Here is a 22,940-nt window from a genome sequence, read left to right on the forward strand (position 1 = left end):
TTCTAATTAGCAAAATTAGATATTCCTTTTTTTAGCCAATGAAGATAGTCATCTGCATTAGGAGTATATGAAACAGGATCAATAAGATTTTCTTCATTATGATCCATTAAAACATAAAATGGTTGCGAATTTGCTTTGTATTTTAAGGTTTGTAGTTCACTCCATTTTTGTCCAATATATTTTAGTTGTTTTCCTGGTTTTAGTTTGGACTCCACAACATCACTTGCCTTTAATGGCCGTTTATCATCAACATACAATGAAATTAAAACTACGTCATTCTTTAAAATATTTAATACGTTAGGGTTTGGCCAAACGTTTTGTTCCATTTTTCTACAGTTTACACAAGCCCATCCTGTGAAATCAATCATTACGGGTTTGCCAACTTGTTTAGCATACGCCAATCCCTTATCATAATCATTAAAGGCAATAATATCATGAGGTGCCAATAAATGTGCGCCTTCTGGTAAATTATCATGGTTACTATTTGATTGTGAACTACCTTCACTAACTTTTGAAAAGCCTACTCCATAAGGCGACTCGCTATAATTCTGTGGTGGTGGAAACGCACTTATTAAATTTAAGGGTGCCCCCCATAGACCTGGAATCATATAAATAGTGAATGATAATACCAAAAGGCCTAAACTTAGTCTGCCAACAGAGATATGAGTTAATGGTGAATCATGTGGCAATTTAATTTTACCAAATAAATAAAGCGCTAAAGTTCCAAAAATAGCTATCCAAATAGCCAAGAAAACTTCACGCTCTAAAATGTGTGTTTGCAACACTAAATCAGCTTGCGATAGAAATTTAAATGCCAATGCCAATTCTAAAAACCCTAAAACCACTTTTACCGTATTTAGCCAACCACCAGATTTTGGCAAGGAATTTAACCAACCTGGAAAGGCTGCAAATAATGCAAATGGTAAAGCAATGGCCAATGAAAAGCCTAACATCCCAATAATTGGGGCCAATCCACCTTTTGAGGCTGCCTGTACAAGTAATGTTCCAACAATGGGACCGGTGCAAGAGAAAGATACAATAGCTAATGCCAGTGCCATAAAGAAAATACCTATAAGCCCACCTCTATTGGCTTTTGAATCTACTTTATTAGCCCATGAGTTTGGTAGCATAATCTCAAAAGCTCCTAAAAAGGACACTGCAAAAATGACTAATAGCAAAAAGAAAATGATATTAAACCATACATTGGTTGCTAGAGCATTTAAGGCATCGGCACCAAAGATACCAGTCACTGCTGTTCCTAATAACACGTAAATAACAATAATAGAAATTCCATAAATAATGGCATTTTTTATACCAATTGCTTTTGTTTTACTTTGCTTGGTAAAAAAGCTTACTGTCATGGGTATCATTGGGAATACGCATGGCGTTAACAATGCGGCAAACCCAGAGAGAAAAGCTATAAAAAAGATAGACCAAAGTCCCTTCTTGGAAGACGATTTTTCTGTGTTGTTTACAGTGCTATCAGAAATATTTAAAGATTTTGTTTTCTCCACTGTTTCGTTTGAAATCTTAAAAACCAAATCAACTTCGGTTGGGGGTAAACACCTTGTATCATCACAAACCATATATTCTACAGTAGCATAAATAGATGAAACACCTTCATCTACTTCTACTTTTTGAACAAAAGTAGTAGATAGTTCAAAGAATTTTATTTTCATTTCAAAAATAGGGTCGTAAATAGTATGTCCCTCTTCTTCGAGTGTCTTACCTATAAATTTAAAATCACCATGGCTGTCATCATATTTAAATGTCGTTGCAATAGGGCCATCGTCTGGTACGTTTTGCGAATACAAGTGCCAGCCTAAATCAATCGTAGCTTTGGACGTGAGTAAATATTCAGTTTCGGAAATTTTCTCAACAGAAGTTGACCATTTAACCGGCTCTAAAATTTGGGAGGTTCCAGCAAATGGCAATAGCAACAGCACGAATGCAATAACAATATTTTTCATTTTATAGGTCTATTATTAAAATTAAAAAGAGGCTGTATAAAAAGTCGTCATTCCGAACGAAGTGAAGGAATCTCTAAAATTCAAGTTACTGATTATGAGATTACTTCGAAATTATAATTTCTCGTAATGACGTTTGTTTATTACTTTTTAGACAGCCTCTTAACTATCTTTCCTTATATTATTTTGGACTAATTCAAATAATAAAATATGTAGTTTTGGAAAAGATTCTCTTATTACTCCAGAGGCTGACCTTGTTGGTCAAGTGATCCCGATTTGATTATGACAAGTTTATCTGTATCAATGTATTTTGTAATCGCTTTATTTACTTCTTCCAAGGTCACGGCTTCAATTTCCTTTGGAAATTCATCCAAATAGTCTGGCGACAATCCACGTTCCAAAAAGCTTAATAAGGTTTGCGCCAATCCTGAGGTTGTGGCTGTACCTACTTTGAAGCGGCCATTGATACTATTTTTGCTAGTTGCAAGTTCTTCTGCGGTAACACCTTCGTTTACCCATTTTTCAAGCTGCACCTTCGTAGATTCCAATCCCTTAGAAAATAAAGTAGGGTTAAAACTTGCATTGACTGTCCAAAATCCTCCTGCTTGATTATGACCTGAATGATTAGCGTAGATGCCATAGGTCAAACCTTCGTTATCTCTAACCGTTTGCATCAATCTGCCAGAAAATCCACCGCCCAAAATATTTGTTCCAACATATAGCGGCACATAATCTTTATCGTTTCTTTCAATACCTGTGTAGCTACCAATGAACAATTCTGCACTGGGCTTTTTAGGAATTGTCACAATCTTCTCCAAACTGACAGTGGCAGACGGGTTCTCAAAAACAGCTTTGGCTGTTGAACCTCTATTCCATCCAGAAAAACTTTGCTTTAAAGCAGCGTATAATTTTTTTGTGTCCACATCTCCCACAGCTACCAAATGCATACCTGCAGTACCAAAATAGGTGCTATGAAACTCTTTTAGGTCTTGCAAAGAAACGGCCTCTATTTTCTCAATAGTTGTTGAAACATCGTATTTGTAATTTGGATGCCCTTTTGGATACAATGCCTGTGCCAATGCTATGGAACCCAAAGTAGCCGGATCAGTCAAGCCACGTTTGTAATTGTTTATTGTTTGTTCTTTTAGCAGCTCAAATTCTTTGGCATCAAATAATGGCTGTCTCAGTTCTTCTGCCAGCAATTCAATCACTGTGTTCACGTCTTCAGAAAGACATTTAAAGTTGATGTTGACATTGTTCACATCAGAATTGATTCTAATGTTCGCTCCCAATTTTTCCAATTTTTCAGAAAACTGGAATTTATCTTGAAGTTTTGTTCCTTTGCTCAACATCCCCACGGTCAAATCAGGAATCATTTCGTTTTTCCCTGTGCCTACATAACTGGCTATTGGTAAACTGGCCGCCACTGTAACAAATCCTTTTGCGCCCGTTTTAGCAGTGACTACGTCTATTCCAGCAACATCCTTTCTAGTAAATTTTTTGCTCTTTTGGGTTGGCTCAATACTTTCGTATGCTGAGGTTAATTCTTCAAAGTTTATTTTATTGCTATTTGTTTCAATCTCAACATTTTCTACATTTGGATTACGGTAGTAATATTTGGTTTCCTCACCCATTGTAAATCCTGAAGCTTTTGGTTGGGCTGAAGTATTACCTCCTGCTTCTTCCGGGATAAAATAACCCGTGGTGCTTTGATTTTCGAGCAGATAGCTGTTTGCTACACGCTTCACATCTGCTGCGGTAACTTTACTTAAACGTTCCGCTCCCTTGACATATTCAGTCCAATCGCCTCCAGCGATTGTTTCCGTAAGCTCCAATGCGATACTTCCAGAACCATCACGGGAGAGAATGGTTTGGGTATTCATTTTTGAAACCACCCTATTTACATCCTCTTGGGATACGCCTTCATTTTTAACCTTTTCAACCATTTCTAAAATTTGTTGGTTCAAATCTTCTATATTTTTGTCAGGAGAGAATCCCAAAGAGATTGAAAACAAACCCACTTCCTGAAAATTAGTTGCACTTGCATAACCGTAGGTTGCTAGCCCCTTATCTACAAAGGTCTTGCTGATTATTGATGAGGTACCACTGCCCAAAATCTGACCCAAAACATTTAAGGCCGGCAAGTCGTCATGCATGGTCCCTGGGATTTTGTAAGCGACCGTGATCATGGCCTGCTGTCCAGGTTTTTTTATGGTAACACGTCGTGGTCCAAGTTGTTCAGGTTCTGTAGTATAGGGCTGTATTATGGTATGGGGCGCTTTGGTAATCTTACCGAAATACTTATCCACCAAGGTAAATAACTGATCTTTTTTAAAATCACCTACGATAGTCAATGTAGCATTATCCGGCCAATAGTAAGTATTGTAGAAATCTCGCAGGACTTCAATGGGCATATTCTCAATATCCGAGCGCCATCCTATTGTTGCATGATGATAGGGATGTGCCATATAGGCTGTTGCCCAAATCTCTTTATTCAAGAGACTTCCAGGGTTATTTTCCCCTCTTTCAAATTCGTTACGGACTACGGTCATTTCGGCTTCTTTATCTTCTTTTAACAGCAGGGAGTTTCGCATTCTATCTGCTTCAATATGTAATGCCAACTCCATTTTATCGCTGGGGATGGTTTGATAATAGTTAGTACGGTCATTCCAAGTCGTGGCATTCATTTGTGCACCTATACCTTGAAGCATATTAACAATACCTGCTCCCTTACTTTTGTTAAACGTAGGGGTTCCCTTAAAATTTAAATGTTCCAATAAATGAGTGGAACCCGTATTTCCTGGCACTTCGTGTTTAGAACCCACTCTGTAAACAATTTGAACGGTCACTACGGGAGCCGAATTATCTTGAACCAATAATAAGTTCATTCCATTAGGGGTGAATAAATATTCTTCTATGCCTCCCAATTCTTGAACTTTACTAAACTTGGAAAGATGGTTTTGAGCTCCAGCATTTTGTAGAGCCATAGATGCTAATAGCACATAAAAAAGCGCTTTAAAGTGACTATTTAATTTCATGATTTTCTTTTGAATTTAAGATAAAAAGCTTTTGATTTAGTATTAAACTAAACGCCTAATTCACTAAACAAATCAATTAGTGCTTTATCTGAAGGTCTTGGTGCGTTAGAACTTATTATGTTGCCTTTGGGGTCTATTAAAATAAATTGAGGAATACCAACAATTTTATAATCTTTTATAAAAAGAGAATTAAAGGCTGCATCAGCAAATAACTGAACGCCACCCATTTTTTTCTCTTCAATCATATCTCTCCATTTTTGATAATCTTTCTGATTATCAACAGATATACTGATAAATTCAATGTCTTTATTATGGTATTTAGCTTCAACCTCTTTTAAGAAAGGAATTTGTGCTTTACAGGGGCCACACCAAGTAGCCCAAACATCTATATAAACATATTTGCCTTTAAAATCATCTAATGAAGAAGTACCTCCTTTATAGTTTTCATAATTTACAAATTTTGGTGATGGATTTCCGGGCTCTAATTTTTGTAAATTGTTATATAGTTCTGTAATCTTTTCTTTTTGTGTTTGATTTTTACTCAAACTTAAATATTTGTTATAATAATTTCGCCTAACACTATCCTTTGTAAAAGGTAGATTCATTTCTACAAATCGATGCAAAACTAATTCTCTTAATGTGTCGTTCTGAATACCGTCTACTAACTTCAATTCAGCCTCTCTTCTAGGAATAGAGTCTTTTGTAGCTAGAGTAGAAGCGCTTTGCATCAAACTCATAAAAACAGATGTATTATAGTCTAATGAATAGATGTAATCTTCTAAATTATTTTTATCAAACTCCTTTAACTGTGACTTAAAATTGTCAGATACTTGAAAGTTCTCTTTTTTAGTAACGTTACCATGGTATCTTACATAATAATTAAGTTGATCTTGAATGTAATATTCTATTGCTCTTCTCTCCTTTTCTTTTATATCATCATTAATTGTAACTAATTTATCTAATTGACCTTGAAAATCGACTTTAACTTCATTAATAAGCTTTAAATAATCACTCTCCTCTAAAGCCAAATTTGTGGCCATATCTTCTCTAATTCTAGAAGTCCTTTTGGTTTTATAGGCATAATAATTATTAAGATCTTTATTATCCCCAGTATATGTTAACGTATTTGACACATCTTTTGCGTCAGCAGTAATTTGTATTTCAGCCCCCTTTGTAAAGTACATGGGCATATATTCTTTCCCCAAAAGAGCCATATAGCTACCTTCACTTACATGCAAAGTATCTAAAAAAGAACCATCTTCTTTAATGTTAATAGTCTTTGTGAACCCACTTAAATTAGTGAAATTTAATGGCCCTCCCTTTGTATTACTTAATTGCCCACTTACAATTATATATTCTGGCTTTTTTTCCTCTTTTTGACATGAGTTTATAAAAATCATTGTCAAACACATAAAAAATATTTTTTTCATTTTACACTGCTTTATATTATTTATAGCTTGGGTTTTGTTTAATTATTTCATTTCCAACTTCAATTGATGCAAATGGAATAGGCATAATAAATTTATCTGAATTAGTGGCTGTAGGTTTAACATTAGACACCTGAAATCCTGAACCAAAGCCATCAATGTAATCATATCTAATTAAATCGAACCAATCCTCTCCTTGTTCTGTAGCTAATTCAATTCTTTTCTCTTTTCTAACAACTTCTAAAAACTGTTCTAAAGAAATAGTTTGTGGATATGTTTCAAAACCATTGCCGCCTGTAGAAGTGGCCCCTGCTCTTATACGAATAGCGTTTAGCGCTTCCAAAGCATCAGTTGTAACAGAATTAGTATTTCTTGCTTCACATTCGGCATATATTAAATAAATTTCAGCCATTCTTAAAAAATAGAATGTTTCGTGACCTCCTGTTTGCTGTCTGTACTTCATGTTTCCATTGAGGCCAGGAAAAGGGAGTAGAGGAGCACCTGTTAGCATAAATGGGACTCTAGTGGCATCATAATTTATTATTTGTCCACTAATATTAACAGTTTCTGTGGTCGCCATAGTTGCAACGGCACTCGAGAAGTTTGAATAAATTGTCCATTCATTACCGTAATAAATAGGTTCATCATCTTGATCAGAATAAAGATTAAAAAGAGAACTGTTATTATTAAAAACATCTACAGATTGATGATCAAATAAAGCCTCAAACGAAGGCAATAGTTGAAAATTTGAACCAGAGTTATTAATAACTTCTTGTGCTAATATGGCTGCTTCATTATAATTACCCATGTACATATAAACTTTGGCTAACAAGCCTTTTGCAAAAGTTTTGTTTACATAGTATTTTGCTATTAATTCTGGAGCCGATGATATTCCATCTTCAAGATCGTTTATTATAGCATCATAGGTTTCGGAAACCGTATTTCTTGGTTGTACTTCACCAGATTTAGCTGGGCTAAGTCTCACATTAATACCATATTCTGAATCCAAATTATAGAATTGACCAAAAAGACGAAGTAATTGAAAGTGACCAAAAGCTCTTAAAATTTTTGCTTCTCCTATTATTTCTTCACGTCTATTGGGTGTAGGAAATACATCATCACTTAACTCAGAAGCTTGTTCAATTAACCAGTTAGCTCGATTAATTAAAGTGTATTGACCAGTGTATATAGTTAGCAGCATACTACCATCTGAAATTGGGTCATTAACTGCAAAGCTTTGTTCTTCAGGAGGTAAGCCTCCAGCAAAAATGGCCGTTACTGGATTTTGGCTCATACCACTTAAAGAATTTGTTAATCTCGAAAGCTGATAATTTCCATTTCCTTGTAAAGTACTGTAAACTCCCGCCAAAGCCAATTCAGCAGAACTTTCATCATAAATAGCATCTTCAGCTGGCAAAGAATATAAAGGTTCATAATCATCTAAATCATTAGCTAACTCACATGAAGTAATTACTGTTAAAACAGTAAAACAAAATAATATTTTAGTTTTTATATAAGATTTCATAAGATTGTTTTTAGAATGAGAGATTAATAGACAAACTATACGTTTTTGATAAAGGGTAACTACCATTATCATAAGCTAAACCAAAAGTGCCCGAACCAGAATTTAGGGTTTGAACCGATTCAGGGTCTAAACCAGAATAGTTTGAAAATGTCAAAAGGTTATTGGCTAAAAATGAAATTCTGGCTCTTGAAATATTCAATTTATCTAAAAATATTTTTGGTACATTATATCCAAAAGATAATGTTTTCAATCGAATGTAAGATGCGTCTTCAACAAACTTAGAGAGTGCTACAGCCCCGACTGTGGTTGGAGAACCTATACGGCCATATGTGGCATTAGTGTTTTCTGGCGACCAAGTGTCATATACAACAGAGGTCGTATTTGCGTAAGGATCACTGTCAGCCAAAAATCGAGCCATGACACTACTTATTTCTCTTTTATTCCCTTGCACAAACGTAAAATTCACCCCTAAATCAAAATTCTTATAGGTAAAATTATTATTCCACCCACCAAAATATTCAGGTAAAATACTACCTAATGGAGTAATATCTTCAGGTGTAATTTCACCATCTCCGTCGATATCTTTAAGAATGTAATCTCCTGGTTCTTGCAATGAAGACCAATAAGTACCATCAGGCGCAGCAGCATTTAAAGCATCAATTTCTTCTTGTGATTGAGCAATACTTAAAACATCATAGCCAGTAATAACACCAATTGGTTGCCCTTCTTGTAAAGCTCTTAAATTTCCAGTAGCAGATACTGAACCGTTATACAAATTATCTACATTGTTTTTTATAAAGGAGATATTCATCTCTGAATTCCATTTAAAATTATTTGTTCTAATAATATCTGCACCAAAGCCAATTTCCCAGCCTTTATTACTTACATCCGCTACATTGGCATTAAAACTAGTAAAGCCAGATTCTATTGGTAGCGGTGTAAATAGAATGATACCACTAGTGTTTTTAGTAAAATAGACAACTTCACCGTAAATACGATTGTTAAACAAACTAAATTCTGAACCAATATCTAATTGATCGGTTTCTTCCCATTGTATATCATAGTTAGGAATACCATTGACAGCCGTTCCGTTAATGTTATTATAAAAATACCCTGAATTGAAATTGGCTAAATAAGAGAAAGATGCTAAATTGTCTGATCCTGTTTTTCCTAAAGATGTTCTTAATTTTAGTTTATTAACAACGTTGTTCTTAAAAAACTTCTCGTTATGAAGATTCCATGCTATCGCACCTGAAGGGAAAAAGCCATATTGATTGTTTGGGCCAAACTTTGTGGATCCATCTCTTCTTGCTGTAAAAGTTGCCAACCAAGTATCTTTATATTTATAATTTAAACGCCCAAATTGTGAATTAAGACCATTTTCAATAGATTGACTACCATAACTCTCAACGCGATTAGCACTAGCTATATCGGTTAAAATATAATCGTCTGGAAAACCTAAATAAGTTTGTGATTTTAAATCCTGTCTGTATTTATCCCAAGACACTCCTATAACGGCGTCAATATTATGATTCCCGAAGGTTTTGTTATAACTTAAGGTATTACTAAAAACTGTAGTATATGATCTAGAATGTTGATAGTTTAAACTAGCTTCTTGAGTGCCTCCATTTAATAGTCTAAAAGCTGCTGAAGAAGAAAATGAAGGATCGAAATTTTCAGTTTCACTTGAATTTGTAGCTACATTTATTTGAGATTTAAATTTTAAACCATTTACAATTTTGTATTCTCCATAAATAGTTGCATACATAAACTGTGCTAGTGTTTTATTTCTACTTTCAGCTGCACCACCCACCGGATTTCTGGTATTAATAGGAGCGCCCGGATAAAGTGGGGCCGTAGTATATTCATTAAATTCGTCATATATCCCTACATCTGGTCTAAATATAGATACTTGTTCAAAAGACCCTAAATCAGAAGATTTATTTACGCTATAATTATAGTTTAAAGAAGTTCCTATAATAAATGAATCTGTAACATTGGCATCAATATTTGTAGCCAATCCATACCTATTAAATTTTCCTCCTAAAAACAAACTTTCTTGGTCGGTAATATTTGAAGATACTAAATAATTTATTTTATCACTTCCACCAGTAAAATTTATTCTGTATTCGTTCCATAAAGCTATATTATTTGTCGATTCCTTTTGCCAATCTGTATTCTCGTTCCTAAAGAAAGAGTTTGGATCATTCACTATTTGACTGTCTAGAGGGGTGTTATTACCATCATTAACTCTCTTTTCTGCATTTTTCAAAGTGAAATTTTTATATTCCGTGGCATTAAATACGTCATAAGTATTTATTGGTGATTGAATTGTTGAATTAAAACTAATATTCAATTGTGGTTTTGAATTTCTTGTACCACGTTTTGTAGTGATAAGAATTACTCCATTTGCTGCTCTAGAACCATAAATTGCAGCGGCTGAAGCATCCTTCAACACATCTACTCTCTCAATGTCAGCTGGATTAATTGCTAATAAAGGATTTTCACCATTATTAGACAACCCAGCTGGGTTTACAATAATTGGGGTGCCATCCACCACATATAGAGGTTGATTGTCACCACGTATAGCACTCAAGCCTCTAATATTAACAATAGCACCAGAACCAGGACGACCACCTTGACCTTGAACATAAACACCAGGCATCTTACCAACTAATAATTGGTCCACACTCTGGCCTTTAATTTGTTCTATTTCTTTAGACGTTACCGATCCAATACTTCCGGTTAAATCTTTCTTTTTTGTAGTACCATAGCCTACAACAAGAACCTCATCAAGTTGGCTTACTTTTTCCTTTAGTATAATATTATAGACCGTTTTGTCTTCAATTAATTGCTGGCTGTAAAACTCATACCCCAAACCTGTAACAATTAAATAATAGCCTTTTTCTGTTTTTAAATTAAAATTTCCGTCTAAATCTGTTGTCGTCCCGCGGATTATAAACTCTTTACTCATATTACCTTCAACTGGTGCGACATTTGTAATATACACAGTAATACCAATTAAAGGAAGCCCATTCTCATCAGTTATTTTGCCGGAAATTTGAAACTCTTGTGTCGTGTTTTTCTCTTTAAATGAAATTATATTATCCGTTGATATCACTATATTAAATTTCTCCAAAGAAATGCTTTGATTTAACAACTTATCCACTCTAATTGTGCCTTTGCTAAGATGCACTTTAGGTGCGTTTTTAAACAAGTCTTCAGGATATAAAAAACGGTATTGGGTTTGGTCGATAATGATTTCGAACACCTCATCTATGGTAGCTTCCTTATCGACATCGATAGTTACTTTTTCTTGTGCCAAAGTGGTTTCGGCATTGAAACTGAATACGGTAGTACATAATAAGAAAATGAATGTTCTCATAATCAATAATAAGAGCCGTTTGGACGCCCCTATTTTCGTTGAGGCATGCAGGGCATTAATTAATTTAATTTGCATAAATTTGAATTGTGTTAGTTAAACATTGTTTTAATTTATCACTTTAGAAGGGACGGAGTCCGGTTCACGTCGAAATGATTAGACTTCGCTCCCTTATTTTTTATTACTACGTTATCATGAGATTGTCACGTCGTGGTGCTCCTCTCAATAACAACAACTATTTTAATATTACTTTTTTATTGTTGATTTCGTAGCTGTTGATGACACCGAAACTTTTGATGGTGTTTAGGATATCTTCAATGTTTTGGTCTTTACCCAAAACACCTACGAAACGAACATTTTCTAATTCTTTATTTGCAAAGGTTACCTCCATATCATACCAGCGAGATAACACCTTCATAATTTCCTTGAGGTTTTTGTGCTGTAATATGAATTCGCCATTGACCCAAGCGGCCTCATTGCGGACATTGCTATTTGCTATTTCTATATTTTTATTATTGATATCAACTATTGATTGTTGGTTTGGTGCTAACATTCTGTTTTGTGTATCAGTTTTAACCTTAACTTTACCTTCAACCAAAGTGGTGTACACCATTGTTTCATCTTTATAGGCTTTAACATTAAACTTTGTGCCGAGTACTTCTATAGCTTGATTATAGTGAAATTGCTTCGTCGCTTCTCCTTGCAATGACGGGGATAATACTTTGAAATTAGAGCCTTTATGTTCGGTGCTGTGAGTTACTTCAAAATAAGCTTCTCCATAAACAAGCTCTACCTGACGGCTTTCGCCATCGGTAAAACTTACCGGGTATTTTAGTTGGGTTTCGGAATTCAACCATACCTTAGTACCATCTGAAAGGGTCATTTGGAATTGCCCTCCTCTAGGGATTGTTAGATAGTTATAGACTAATTCTCGTGAAGGTTTGTTATAAATTATTTCTTCACCGTTACTATTGGCATTCTGGGTTTGATAGGATGTACCTTTTTCCAGGGTTACTTGTGTGCCATCTTCTAATGTTAGGGTTGCTTTGTCAATACCTCGTTTAATTTGGTTATTGACTATGATAGGTATGTTGTTTTCTATTTGGTTATTAAACAGCGTATCTTTTAAAAGGTAAGTTGATGCAAATGCAATGATTAGGATTGCTGCAGCATATTTATACCTTAAACTTCGTTTTGAGTTATTAGTAGCTATTTCCTTTTCTTTCTTTATGCGACGAATAATATTTTCTTTTGCTTTTACTTTATTGTATTTGGTCATAGACTTGTTAATGGAAGCATTGATTTTTATAAATTCTAGAAACAAGGCTTCATTATTAGGGTTGGAAATCCATAGTTCTAATTGTTGGAGCTCATCGAAATTAGCTTCTTTGTTTAAGAACTTTACAATTAGTTTTTCTATATTTTTACTCATTATTTTTATATGGATATTTACCTTTATAACGAAGCAAAATTTAAATACCACTATTTTTTGTTAAAAAAAATTAAATTTGTCTTAAATTAATATCATTTAACCTTTTGAAAAAAGACCATCTTACGGAAGCGAATATTGTTGTACAGCTTATAAAAGGCGACGAGAATGCGTATGCGTATTTGGTGGATCTTTATTATGATAGTCTTTGTGTCTATGCTAGTAATCTTGCTAGAGATTATTTTGAAAGTGAAGATATTGTACAGAATGTTATTGTAAAATTATGGCAACGACGTAATAAATTGTCTGAAGATATTTCTATAAAAAACTACTTGTATAAATCTGTTTATAATGAGTTTGTAGATTCTTATAGAAAGCATGTTGCTGTTTCTGCTCTAGAAAAAAAGTATATTGAAGGACTAGATACTTTTTATGAAACCAAAGATATAAACGACACTTTGCCCCTTAAGGTTATTATTGAGAAGGAAATTGAACAGCTACCTCTTAAATGCAAAGAAACTTTTTTATTGAGTAAACGGGATGGTTTAACTTATACTGAAATTGCTGAATACAGAAATATCTCTGTTAACACTGTTGAAAACCATATGTCCAAAGCTTTTTCTATTTTACGAGAGAAGTTGAAAGATAAAGCGAAACTATTTTTGTGTTTCTTATTTAGAAAAAAACCTTCTGGGGTGTAACAGTAGATATCTTTCTTTTTAATATTAAATTTACAAGTAAAAGAACTTATATTTTAAGCACTGTAAAGTGTCTTTAATTTTTGCATGTCGCTACTTACTTTTCTTTTTATTACTTTGGCATAAATTTGGGTTGTAGCAATTTTTGTATGTCCTAATACTTTTGAAACGGTTTCAGTTGGAATTCCATTAGACAAGGTTATTGTTGTTGCAAATGTGTGTTGTGCGATATGAAACGTTAGGTTCTTTTTATTTCGCAGAGATTTGCTATTTCCTTGATGTATGCGTTCAGTTTTTCATTGGACAATCCTCAATTTCGGCTTTCCATTCCGTTAACCCTTCCCGATTGCCAGTAAAGAACAATAGATTCTATAGGCAGAATTGTGAATAACACCCGTACTGCATTTCGCAAAAAAAGAAAAATATTGTGTTAAAAGGGATAATATTATTTTCGTATGCATAATACAAAACTGACTTCATCAAATCTTATCCTTATAAAACAAATATATCCAAATAGACCGTGACAATTTAAAATTAATATTACTTAAGAGAAATGCTATTATAACAATAATGGCGAAAACTCTTAAAGGCGATAAATCGATAAAATACCAAAACACCACAAGAACAGCTATCATTTGTGCAGCGGCAAGGCTATAACTTACATACATAGCTCCATAAAAAAAACCTGTTTCTATTTCAAATTTATAATTACATACAGTGCATCTATCATTCATTTTAGGAATGTTCAAAAGTAAGATATTTCCTCTATTCTTAAATAGCTTTCCTTTTCTGCAACTCGGACACTTACAATTCAAAGCATCAACAACTTTACTCATAATATAATTATTATTATACTGCAAAATTATAACCTCAAGTCGCTTTTATTCATATAATATGTGCGCCATTTTTTGTACTTTTAGGACATTACTATGAAAATACCAGTTCTAAATATTAGTCAATTTAAAGAATCTGCTCCTCTCAATGATGTGTATATAAATTCTTTTTCAAATCACATTCAGCTCAATAAGAATTTAATCAATAAACCACATAGTCATAATTTTTATCTATGCGTCCTATTTACCGAAGGCACAGGCACACACGAAATTGATTTTAATTCTTATAGAATTAATCCTGGCAAGGTATTCTTTTTAAAACCAGGCCAAACACATTTTTGGAAATTTGAAAAACAACCCGAAGGTTTTATCTTTTTTCATTCTCAAGAATTTTATGAATTAAAGTTTTTAGGACATACGTTACATTCATTTCCTTTTTTTTATTCGTATCAAAATCCCCCTGTATTAGAATTAGCTCACACAAAGCTGTACGAATTAAATCTTAAGTTTCAGGAAGCTTATAAAGAATATTTACAAACCAATCTTTTAAGAGAGTTGAAAATAGTAAATGCACTAAACTACATTTATATAGAACTAACAAGGGCTTATACGGTTAATATCAATTTAGAAAAACTTAATTCTTCTAATTATTATAGCATACTTGAATCCCTGGAGAACTTAATAAACACCCATTTTTATAAAGAAAAATTTCCTAAATTTTATGCTCAAAAGTTAAGCATAACTACCAAACACCTTAATAGGATAGTTAAAAAAACAATAAATAAAACGACAAGCCAATTAATTTCCGAAAGGATAATTCTAGAAGCAAAACGATTGATTGTACATTCTCACGACAATTTAGCGAATATCGCATATACACTCGAATTCTCGGACTATGCTTATTTTTCAAAATTTTTCAAATCAAAAACAGGTATGACACCTCTGGATTTTCGGAAAAAGTATTTTTGATAAAATTTTAATCGTGTAGCGATAGCCAAGGGTTTAATTGCGTGGAGCTTGCCTCGAAATAAAAGAATTTTTTTCGGAAGCATACCTCGTACCCTTGGTCGAGGTTGTTGATTAATATAAGAATACTATGCGCAATCGAGTGGGCGGTTCCGCCATTAAATGACGGAATGTCCTCCTCACACGAGCGAGCGGGACTTCCCGAAAAAATCTATAAAATATATTTTTCAAATTAGATTCTTAAAAGCAACTGATAAACAAAAATCATACAATCTTTATAAAGATGTTGCAACCCAAAAAGGGTGGAATTTCCCGGTCTGGAAATTGAATTACACCCGTACTGCATTTCGCAAAAAAAAGAAAAAAATTGGGTTATGCATCATAAATAAAAGGGAGAGTATTATTTTCGTATGCTATATAATGAGTTGGCAATAATTAAAAAAATCAAATAAGTGAAAGAACTTAAAATTTATCAAATTGATACATTTACAGACAAAGTATTTTCTGGAAACCCTGCAGCAGTTTGTCCATTAGAAAATTGGTTGGAAGATGAAACAATGCTGAAAATTGCGGCAGAAAATAATCTTTCTGAAACAGCATTCTATGTAAAGAAAGGCAACCAATATGAAATTAGGTGGTTCACACCAACGGTTGAAGTTGATTTGTGCGGTCACGCAACTTTGGCAACTGCTTTTGTACTTTTTAACTTTGAAAATCATAACTCGAACGAAATCGAATTCCATTCACCGAGAAGCGGAAATTTAACTGTGAGAAAAGATGGCGATTGGTTAACGTTAAATTTTCCGTCTGATGAATTTAATGAAGTGGATTTGACCGAAGAACTAATGAGCGGATTCAACTTTAAGCCTATAAAAGCATTGAAAGGAAAGACTGATTATATGTTGGTATTTGACAACGAGCAGAAAATAAAAGATATAAAAACTGACTTTAATGAAATAGCAAAAGTTAAAGCAAGAGGAATAATCATAACTGCGAGAGGAAAAAAATCTGATTTTGTATCAAGGTTTTTTGCACCCCAAGTAGGAGTAAACGAAGACCCGGTGTGTGGTTCAGCTCATACTTTTTTGACACCATACTGGTCGGCAGAATTGAACAAAAATGAATTGACGGCAATTCAACTTTCCGAAAGAAAAGGATTTTTAAAATGTAAAAACCTAAATGGACGTGTTGAATTAAGTGGACAAGCAAAACTATATTTAAACGGAAAAATTGAAATTGAATAAAAAAAGTACCGCCAACCTAAACCAAAGAATACGAATTCAATACCTTAATACAACAAGATATTAATGAAAAAAATTGACCTAACTAACTGGAAAAGAAAAGAGCATTTTGATTTTTTTTCAAAAATGGCAAGTCCAACTTTCGGGATAGTTACAGAAGTTGATTGTGATGAATGCTATAAAAATTCTAAAGAAAACGGTAAATCTTTCTTTGCAAATTATCTTCATAAATCAATGATTGCTGTTAATTCTGTCGATGAACTAAAATATAGAATTATTGATAATGAAATAATAGAATTCGAAAAAGTTCATGCCGGAATAACGATAGGAAGAGAAGACGAAACTTTCGGATTCGGTTTTGTGAATTTTTCTTCTGATTTTGAGACTTTTAACGCAGAATTAGAAAATGAAATTTTAGCAGTAAAAAACTGTTCAGGATTAAGACTAAATAACGATGATATTAAAAAGGATTTAATTCGTCATTCAACTATTCCATGGAATTCATTTAGCGGATTATTACATCCTACAAATTTTGACCAAAAAGAATCTGTTCCTAAAATAACATTTGGAAAGTTTATTATCCGAGAAGGAAAAAGAATGTTACCGATTTCTATAGAAGCTCATCATGGATTAGTTGATGGTTTCCACATAGCAAAATATTTAAGTGAATTTCAAAATCAACTCAATATAAAATAACAACTACTGCCAACCCTATTCGGTTTGTATTTGCTAAATTAGACACTTAAAACACGTAACAAACCACAAAACCGTTGTAAACAGGCTATAAAAACATCCCTCAAATAAAGAAAAACTGAATAATCAATGCCAGAAAATAAAATAAAAAAAGCCCCAAAAGAAAAACTATTTTCAAAAATATGGTTCAAAAATTACGGACTAATAGTTTTAGGGGCAGCATTGATTGCTTTAGGTTTCGTTTTTTTTATTGTTCCACACGATTTAATGTCCGGTGGCGTTTATGGATTAAGTGTAGTTTTGAATCATTTAACCGGTTTTCCAATGGGAATGATTGCCCTTGCGGTAAATATTCCTCTTTTGATTTTAGGGATTAGAATAATCGGGGCAAATTTTGGTGTCAAAACCTTATTCGCATTAATACTTACCTCGGTTTTCATCGATACCTTAATGTATTTCATTCCAGAACCTTTCGTTACTTCTGACGTATTCGTTTCGGCATTGTTTGGTGGAGCAATTATTGGTGCGGGAATTGCAACGGTAATAGTTGCGGGGGCAACAACGGGCGGGACAGATGTTATCGCTAAACTATTTTCAAGAAAATTTGGAATTCAAATTGGGCGAACAATGGTCGGAATCGATGGCCTAATTCTGTGTTTTGCATTATTCGTATTTGAGGATTTGGAGCTTGCCATCTATTCCGTAATTTCAATTATTGCCATAAGTAGAGTCATCGATTTTATCCTGAGTGGTTTGAACATTAAGAAAACATTGTTGATTATTTCTGACAAATACAACGATATCAGAACAGATATACTCGAAAATAATTGTGACTGTTTAATGTTAAAAGGCAGCGAAATGTTTTACCCAAATGATGAAAAACAAGTTATCATCTCTGCATTGGAGAAAAAAGACGTTCCTACAATTATAAAAAATGCCAAAAATATTGACCCTAAGGTTTTTATTATAGTAATGAATTCATCGGAAGTAATCGGAATTTGATGAAAAAGAGCATAGAAAGCCAGCGCACAACAACTTATAAGACCGTTGTGTGATATTTGATACAAACAGATTGTAATTTATTTAAAAAGAAATAGGAATAGATGAAAATAAAAGTATGCTTAATCCAAGACAACCCAGTTTTTTTCGATAAGGAGAAAACAATTGCCAAAGTAGAACAGCTTACAAAGAAATACGCAAAAGATGGTTGTGAATTAATTGTTTTTCCTGAATCATTTATTCCTGGTTATCCCAGGGGATTTTCTTTTGGTACAAAAATTGGCAGTAGGACAAACGAAGGTAGAAATCTTTATTCCGAATACTACAGAAATAGTATAGATATAGAAAGTAAAGATTTAAAAAGGCTCGAAAAATTATCAAAATCAGAGAACGTATATTTGGTAATTGGTGCTACAGAAAAGGAAAACACCCACGGTAGTTTACACTGTTCAATGCTATACATTTCACCAACAGATGGATTATTGGGTGTACATAGAAAAATTAAACCAACAGGCGCAGAAAGAGTTATATGGAGTGACTCAGATGGAGAATCTTTAGTTTCTTTTGATACTAAAATAGGGAAATTAGGAGGGCTTATTTGTTGGGAAAATTATATGCCTTTAGCAAGAATGTCTATGTACAAAAGAGGTGTTGAAATTTATATCGCACCAACTGCCGATTCAAGGGAAGAATGGACTTCTACAATGCGGCACATTGCTTTAGAGGGTAGATGTTTTGTTTTGGGCTGTAATCAGTTTTTTAGAAAATCAATGTATCCTGATAAATATCAATCTTTAGTGTTGGATGAGCCAGAAGATATATGTAAAGGAGGTAGTATTATTGTTTCCCCAATGGGGAAGGTAATAGCAGGTCCTTTATTTGATAGGTCAGGAGCTTTAATTGCAGAATTAGATTTAGAAGAAATAAATTTAAGTAAATTGGATTTTGACGTTATAGGTCATTATTCAAGAAAGGATATTTTTACATTTAACGCCTTGAATCAACCTGAAATTATAAAAGAGAAAACACCACACAAAACCGTGTAAAACATTGCTTATTATAGTTTAATCGTTTGGTCGTTGATTTGTTTGCTAGCTTGCGACTTTAGTTCTATAAATGCTCACATACAACATCTGGTCCTTAATGACTTCTCTTCGTTAGCAAGAATCGGGATATTTACCCAAGCAATTGAAAATTGTTTCTGAAAGCGACAAGACTTTGACATAGATATTTAGTCATCAATAGAGAAATCTTGCATAAACTGTATTATTTCAGGAAAAGATATTTCGGTGCTTGGTAACCATAGCATTACATTTTCTACTTTTTGGGGCAGTTGATCCAATTCGATGTACTTAATCCTCTTATAACCTTTTAGACTGTTAACAGGCTCTATTGTGAGTCCAAATCCACTTTCCACTAATTTAATCGCAGTGCTTGCAAAAGGTGTTTCATGAATGGTACGTGGCGTAAATCCTTCATGAATAAAAATGGAATTTAAGGTCTCCACAAATTTTGGCCCTTCGGCTTTGGGCGGCAAAATGAACCGTTCTTCGCTGAACTGCTTTAGTCCGTTACTACCATTTGAACCGACCGGACAATCCAGAGGCATGGCCACTGCGAAGTTCGTCCTTGCTATTATTTTATGTCTGAAATTACCGTCCACTTCAGGATTGGTAGAAAAACCAATATCTATCTCTCTATTTTTCAGCGCATCGTATTGCCGTGTGTTATTAAATTCCAACCAAATGATTTTAACGTTTGGATAGACATTGTTTACGGCCAGCATCATTTTGGGCAAAAAGTGTTGCAATGCCGAATGAGTGTAACCGATCCTGATTTCACCTGCCCGACCATGATATAGTTTGTTTGTCCGGCGAACGGCAAAATCAAACTGGTTAACAAGGTGTTCGGCTTCCTTCTGAAAATATTTGCCCGCTGAAGTCAACTCAACATTACGTTTGTTGCGCTGAAACAAAACCGCCCCAATAAGATCTTCCAACTGTTTGATCTGTCTGCTCAATGCTGGTTGGGCAATATGCGTCTGCTCCGAAGCCCGTGTAAAGTTTAGCGTTTTACATAAAAGCAGAAAGTTTCTTAATACTGAAGTATCTACATCCATTTATTCATTAAAATGATTAGTTCATTCAAATTTAGTATTTTTTTTAATTAATTGAGTTATCTAAATTTGCTGAATGAACAAAACAGCAAATAATACAGTCGATTTTGACGATGTCAATTCGGCGGAAGTATTCCGGAATATCGGTTATCAGACTATAGATGTGCTTGCGGAAGAATTGACGAAAGCAAAAGAAAACATTGGCTCCCCTGTGCTTAATTGGCAAACGCCGCAAGAGCAGCTTAAGTTTTGGCAGGATGATTTCAAAGGCGATAAAATTGAAGACCCTCTTCACCTTTTCAGGAATATTATTAAATCTTCCATTAACATGAATATGCGTGGCAATCTAGGACATCAGATAGCCGCACCACATCCAATTACGACATTGACCTCAGCATTGATTGCACATCTAAATAATGGTATGGGTGTATATGAGGTAGGAATGGCGGGAAATGCAATGGAAAAAATCGTTATTGATGACTTATCGCGCATTTTTGGTCTACCGGATGATGCTTCAGGTTTTGTTACCTCAGGTGGGAGTCTGGGCAATCTTACAGCTATACTCACTGCAAAAATTAAATACTTGCGTGAAAATCCTGATGTTAAAATGGATCAACTTGTTGTTATAGTATCCGAAGAAGCTCATTTCAGCATAGACCGTACTGCATCGGTTATTGGCTTGAAAAAAGAAAATATCTTCAAGGTACCTGTTGATGCCGATTTCCGAATGCGCACGGACTTATTGGAGGATTTTTACCAATTAGCCGATCGTGAAAACAAAAAAATATTCTGTATAGTCGGTTGTTCGTGTTCCACATCAACAGGATCGTTTGACGATCTCGCAGCCATTGCTGATTTTGCACATAAGTATAAGATATGGTTCCATGTTGATGCGGCTCACGGCGGCCCATCCGTTTTCTCCACAAAATACCGTCATTTATTGAATGGTATCCATTATGCCGATTCGATCATTATGGATTTCCACAAAATGATGGGCGTTCCCTCGCTCTCAACAGCTGTCATTTTTAGGCATTCATGGTATAGCAACCTCACCTTTTCTCAGGACGCTAAATATCTATGGCAAGACCAAAAAAGTGAGGAATGGTACAATTCAGGGAAAAGAACATTTGAATGTACAAAACCGATGAGCATTGTGCATATCTATACTATCCTTCGGATGTATGGATACGACATTTTTAAAGAGCAGATTGAACTTCTGTACGGCTTGGCTAAAAATTTTGCCGAAGATCTTAACAAGAGATCCGATTTTGAGGTTCTTATCAAACCACAATCCAATATTGTATGTTTCCGATTTATTAATGCGAAAGGCGATTTAAACATCCTCAACAGCAAAATACAACAAGAGATCGTTCGAGATGGAAGATTCTACATTGTTGGAACAACAGCTTCCGGTCAATATTATTTAAGGGTATCGTTGATGAATACGCGTACAATAGAAGCCGACCTCCAACAACTGCTGAACCTTATCACTGAAAAGGCAAGTGAACTAAAGATGAATGTTGATATTTTTGAATTAAATGTTCAGTAACTCTACCGTAATATGAAAAATGACGAAATAATTATCCGCAAAGCTGTTGAGGCAGACAGTGCGAAAGTTTGGGTTTTAATGAAAGAATTGGCTGTTTATGAAAAATATATTGACAGTTTTGCAATTACGCCAGAAGTTGTAAAGAACAGTGGTTTTCGGGAAAATCCACCTGACTTTCATTGCATCGTAGCCGAAGACGATGATGAAATTGTAGGGATATTAGTCTATTATTTTTTACCTTACACAGCCCAAAGCAGACCAGCAATTTATATGAAAGAGCTTTATGTGGAGGAAAATTATAGAGGCCGGAAAATTGGCGAAAAATTAATGTTTGCACTAAAACAAGAAGCGAAAAAAAATAATTGTGGTCAAATAAAGTGGACGGTTGCACCTTGGAATAAAAGTGGACAAAAATTTTATGAAAGACTTGGAGCCAAAGAAAATAACGATTGGTTGAGCTATGAATGGAACACAGAAAATAACAAATAAAATGCAAGGTGTAAAAATCAGAAAAATAACTGTCAAAGATATAAATGAATTACAAAAAATAGGAAAACTGACTTTTGCCGAAACTTTCGCTTCAGGAAATAGCGAAGAAGATATGCAGAAATATTTGGAAGAAGGATTTTCGTGCGAAAAACTGAAAACAGAACTAACAGACAAAAACGCTGAATTCTATTTTGCGGAACTTGTTGACAAAGTAATTGGGTATTTAAAAGTGAATTTCGGGCAATCACAAACTGAAATAATGAACGAGAACGCACTCGAAATCGAACGGATTTACGTGCTAAAGGAATTTCACGGAAAAAAAGTTGGACAAGTACTTTACGACAAAGCAATTGAATTGGCGGAAGAAAAAAGCGTAGAATATGTATGGTTAGGCGTTTGGGAACATAACCCAAGAGCAATCAGATTTTATGAAAAAAATGGATTTGTAGAATTTGATAAGCACATTTTTAAACTTGGCAACGATGAGCAAACAGACATTATGATGAAACTAAAACTGAATAAAAAGGCCAACAGGTAAGACGGTATATAGCAAATAGGGCATTCGGTGGTTAATGAAAGTTCAGTGCT

Annotated in this window: 17 protein-coding genes and 1 pseudogene; 9 read left to right on the forward strand and 9 right to left on the reverse strand. The window is 34.2% G+C overall.

Annotation, left to right across the window (positions count from 1 at the left end; genetic code table 11):
* Positions 1-2: 2 nt before the first annotated feature.
* The 6 genes from ACIEHO_RS02345 to ACIEHO_RS02370 all read right to left on the reverse strand — a co-directional run bounded on the left by ACIEHO_RS02345 (position 3) and on the right by ACIEHO_RS02370 (position 12,771).
* Positions 3-1,970 carry a protein-disulfide reductase DsbD family protein gene (locus tag ACIEHO_RS02345; RefSeq protein WP_406968240.1) on the reverse strand — a complete coding sequence of 656 codons (1,968 nt, stop codon included), beginning with the start codon at positions 1,968-1,970 and terminating at the stop codon, positions 3-5.
* 233 nt (positions 1,971-2,203) lie between these two features.
* The gene (locus tag ACIEHO_RS02350) at positions 2,204-5,005 is read right to left on the reverse strand and encodes a M16 family metallopeptidase (RefSeq protein ID WP_406968242.1); all 2,802 of its coding nucleotides are present in this window, start codon (positions 5,003-5,005) and stop codon (positions 2,204-2,206) included.
* A gap of 47 nt (positions 5,006-5,052) precedes the next feature.
* Complete coding sequence (locus ACIEHO_RS02355; protein ID WP_406968244.1) at positions 5,053-6,435, reverse strand: TlpA family protein disulfide reductase; 1,383 nt, start codon at positions 6,433-6,435, stop codon at positions 5,053-5,055.
* Positions 6,436-6,451: 16 nt separating this feature from the next.
* Positions 6,452-7,957, reverse strand: a complete 1,506-nt coding sequence (locus ACIEHO_RS02360; protein ID WP_406968246.1) for a RagB/SusD family nutrient uptake outer membrane protein — start codon at positions 7,955-7,957, stop codon at positions 6,452-6,454.
* A gap of 10 nt (positions 7,958-7,967) precedes the next feature.
* The gene (locus ACIEHO_RS02365; RefSeq protein ID WP_406968247.1) at positions 7,968-11,417 is read right to left on the reverse strand and encodes a SusC/RagA family TonB-linked outer membrane protein; all 3,450 of its coding nucleotides are present in this window, start codon (positions 11,415-11,417) and stop codon (positions 7,968-7,970) included.
* Positions 11,418-11,574: 157 nt separating this feature from the next.
* Positions 11,575-12,771 (reverse strand): FecR family protein, encoded by a 1,197-nt coding sequence (locus tag ACIEHO_RS02370; RefSeq protein WP_406968249.1) that lies wholly within the window; start codon positions 12,769-12,771, stop codon positions 11,575-11,577.
* A gap of 104 nt (positions 12,772-12,875) precedes the next feature.
* On the opposite strand from ACIEHO_RS02370, the gene ACIEHO_RS02375 reads away from it, so the two are divergent.
* Entirely contained in the window at positions 12,876-13,469 is a 594-nt protein-coding gene (locus tag ACIEHO_RS02375; RefSeq protein ID WP_406968251.1) for an RNA polymerase sigma factor, read from the forward strand.
* A 53-nt stretch (positions 13,470-13,522) separates the two neighbouring features.
* On the opposite strand, the pseudogene ACIEHO_RS02380 reads toward ACIEHO_RS02375, so the two are convergent.
* Positions 13,523-13,773: pseudogene (locus tag ACIEHO_RS02380) on the reverse strand (tyrosine-type recombinase/integrase); the annotation flags it as partial.
* Between the two features lie 172 nt (positions 13,774-13,945).
* Positions 13,946-14,302, reverse strand: a complete 357-nt coding sequence (locus tag ACIEHO_RS02385) for a DUF983 domain-containing protein (RefSeq protein ID WP_406968253.1) — start codon at positions 14,300-14,302, stop codon at positions 13,946-13,948.
* Positions 14,303-14,395: 93 nt separating this feature from the next.
* On the opposite strand from ACIEHO_RS02385, the gene ACIEHO_RS02390 reads away from it, so the two are divergent.
* From ACIEHO_RS02390 to ACIEHO_RS02410, 5 genes are all read left to right on the forward strand, one after another.
* Positions 14,396-15,268, forward strand: coding sequence for an AraC family transcriptional regulator (locus ACIEHO_RS02390; protein WP_406968255.1), 873 nt, complete (start codon positions 14,396-14,398; stop codon positions 15,266-15,268).
* Between the two features lie 449 nt (positions 15,269-15,717).
* Entirely contained in the window at positions 15,718-16,509 is a 792-nt protein-coding gene (locus ACIEHO_RS02395) for a PhzF family phenazine biosynthesis protein (RefSeq protein WP_406968257.1), read from the forward strand.
* Between the two features lie 63 nt (positions 16,510-16,572).
* Entirely contained in the window at positions 16,573-17,202 is a 630-nt protein-coding gene (locus tag ACIEHO_RS02400; protein ID WP_406968259.1) for a CatA-like O-acetyltransferase, read from the forward strand.
* 126 nt (positions 17,203-17,328) lie between these two features.
* Positions 17,329-18,201, forward strand: coding sequence for a YitT family protein (locus ACIEHO_RS02405; protein WP_406968261.1), 873 nt, complete (start codon positions 17,329-17,331; stop codon positions 18,199-18,201).
* 101 nt (positions 18,202-18,302) lie between these two features.
* A complete protein-coding gene (locus ACIEHO_RS02410) occupies positions 18,303-19,244 on the forward strand; it encodes a carbon-nitrogen hydrolase family protein (RefSeq protein WP_406968263.1) in 942 nt (313 codons plus the stop codon).
* 185 nt (positions 19,245-19,429) lie between these two features.
* Here ACIEHO_RS02410 and ACIEHO_RS02415 read toward each other — a convergent pair whose 3' ends face one another.
* The gene (locus tag ACIEHO_RS02415; protein WP_406968265.1) at positions 19,430-20,317 is read right to left on the reverse strand and encodes a LysR substrate-binding domain-containing protein; all 888 of its coding nucleotides are present in this window, start codon (positions 20,315-20,317) and stop codon (positions 19,430-19,432) included.
* A 73-nt stretch (positions 20,318-20,390) separates the two neighbouring features.
* On the opposite strand from ACIEHO_RS02415, the gene ACIEHO_RS02420 reads away from it, so the two are divergent.
* Genes ACIEHO_RS02420 through ACIEHO_RS02430 form a run of 3 tightly spaced genes read left to right on the forward strand, consistent with a single transcriptional unit; the run spans position 20,391 to position 22,890 of the window.
* Positions 20,391-21,863, forward strand: coding sequence for a pyridoxal phosphate-dependent decarboxylase family protein (locus ACIEHO_RS02420; protein ID WP_406968267.1), 1,473 nt, complete (start codon positions 20,391-20,393; stop codon positions 21,861-21,863).
* Between the two features lie 12 nt (positions 21,864-21,875).
* Positions 21,876-22,352 (forward strand): GNAT family N-acetyltransferase, encoded by a 477-nt coding sequence (locus ACIEHO_RS02425; protein ID WP_406968269.1) that lies wholly within the window; start codon positions 21,876-21,878, stop codon positions 22,350-22,352.
* Position 22,353: 1 nt separating this feature from the next.
* Positions 22,354-22,890 (forward strand): GNAT family N-acetyltransferase, encoded by a 537-nt coding sequence (locus tag ACIEHO_RS02430; protein ID WP_406968271.1) that lies wholly within the window; start codon positions 22,354-22,356, stop codon positions 22,888-22,890.
* The last annotated feature ends 50 nt before the right edge of the window (positions 22,891-22,940 follow it).

It is taken from the genome of Flavisericum labens (assembly GCF_045446075.1).
Classification (GTDB): domain Bacteria; phylum Bacteroidota; class Bacteroidia; order Flavobacteriales; family Flavobacteriaceae; genus Flavisericum; species Flavisericum labens.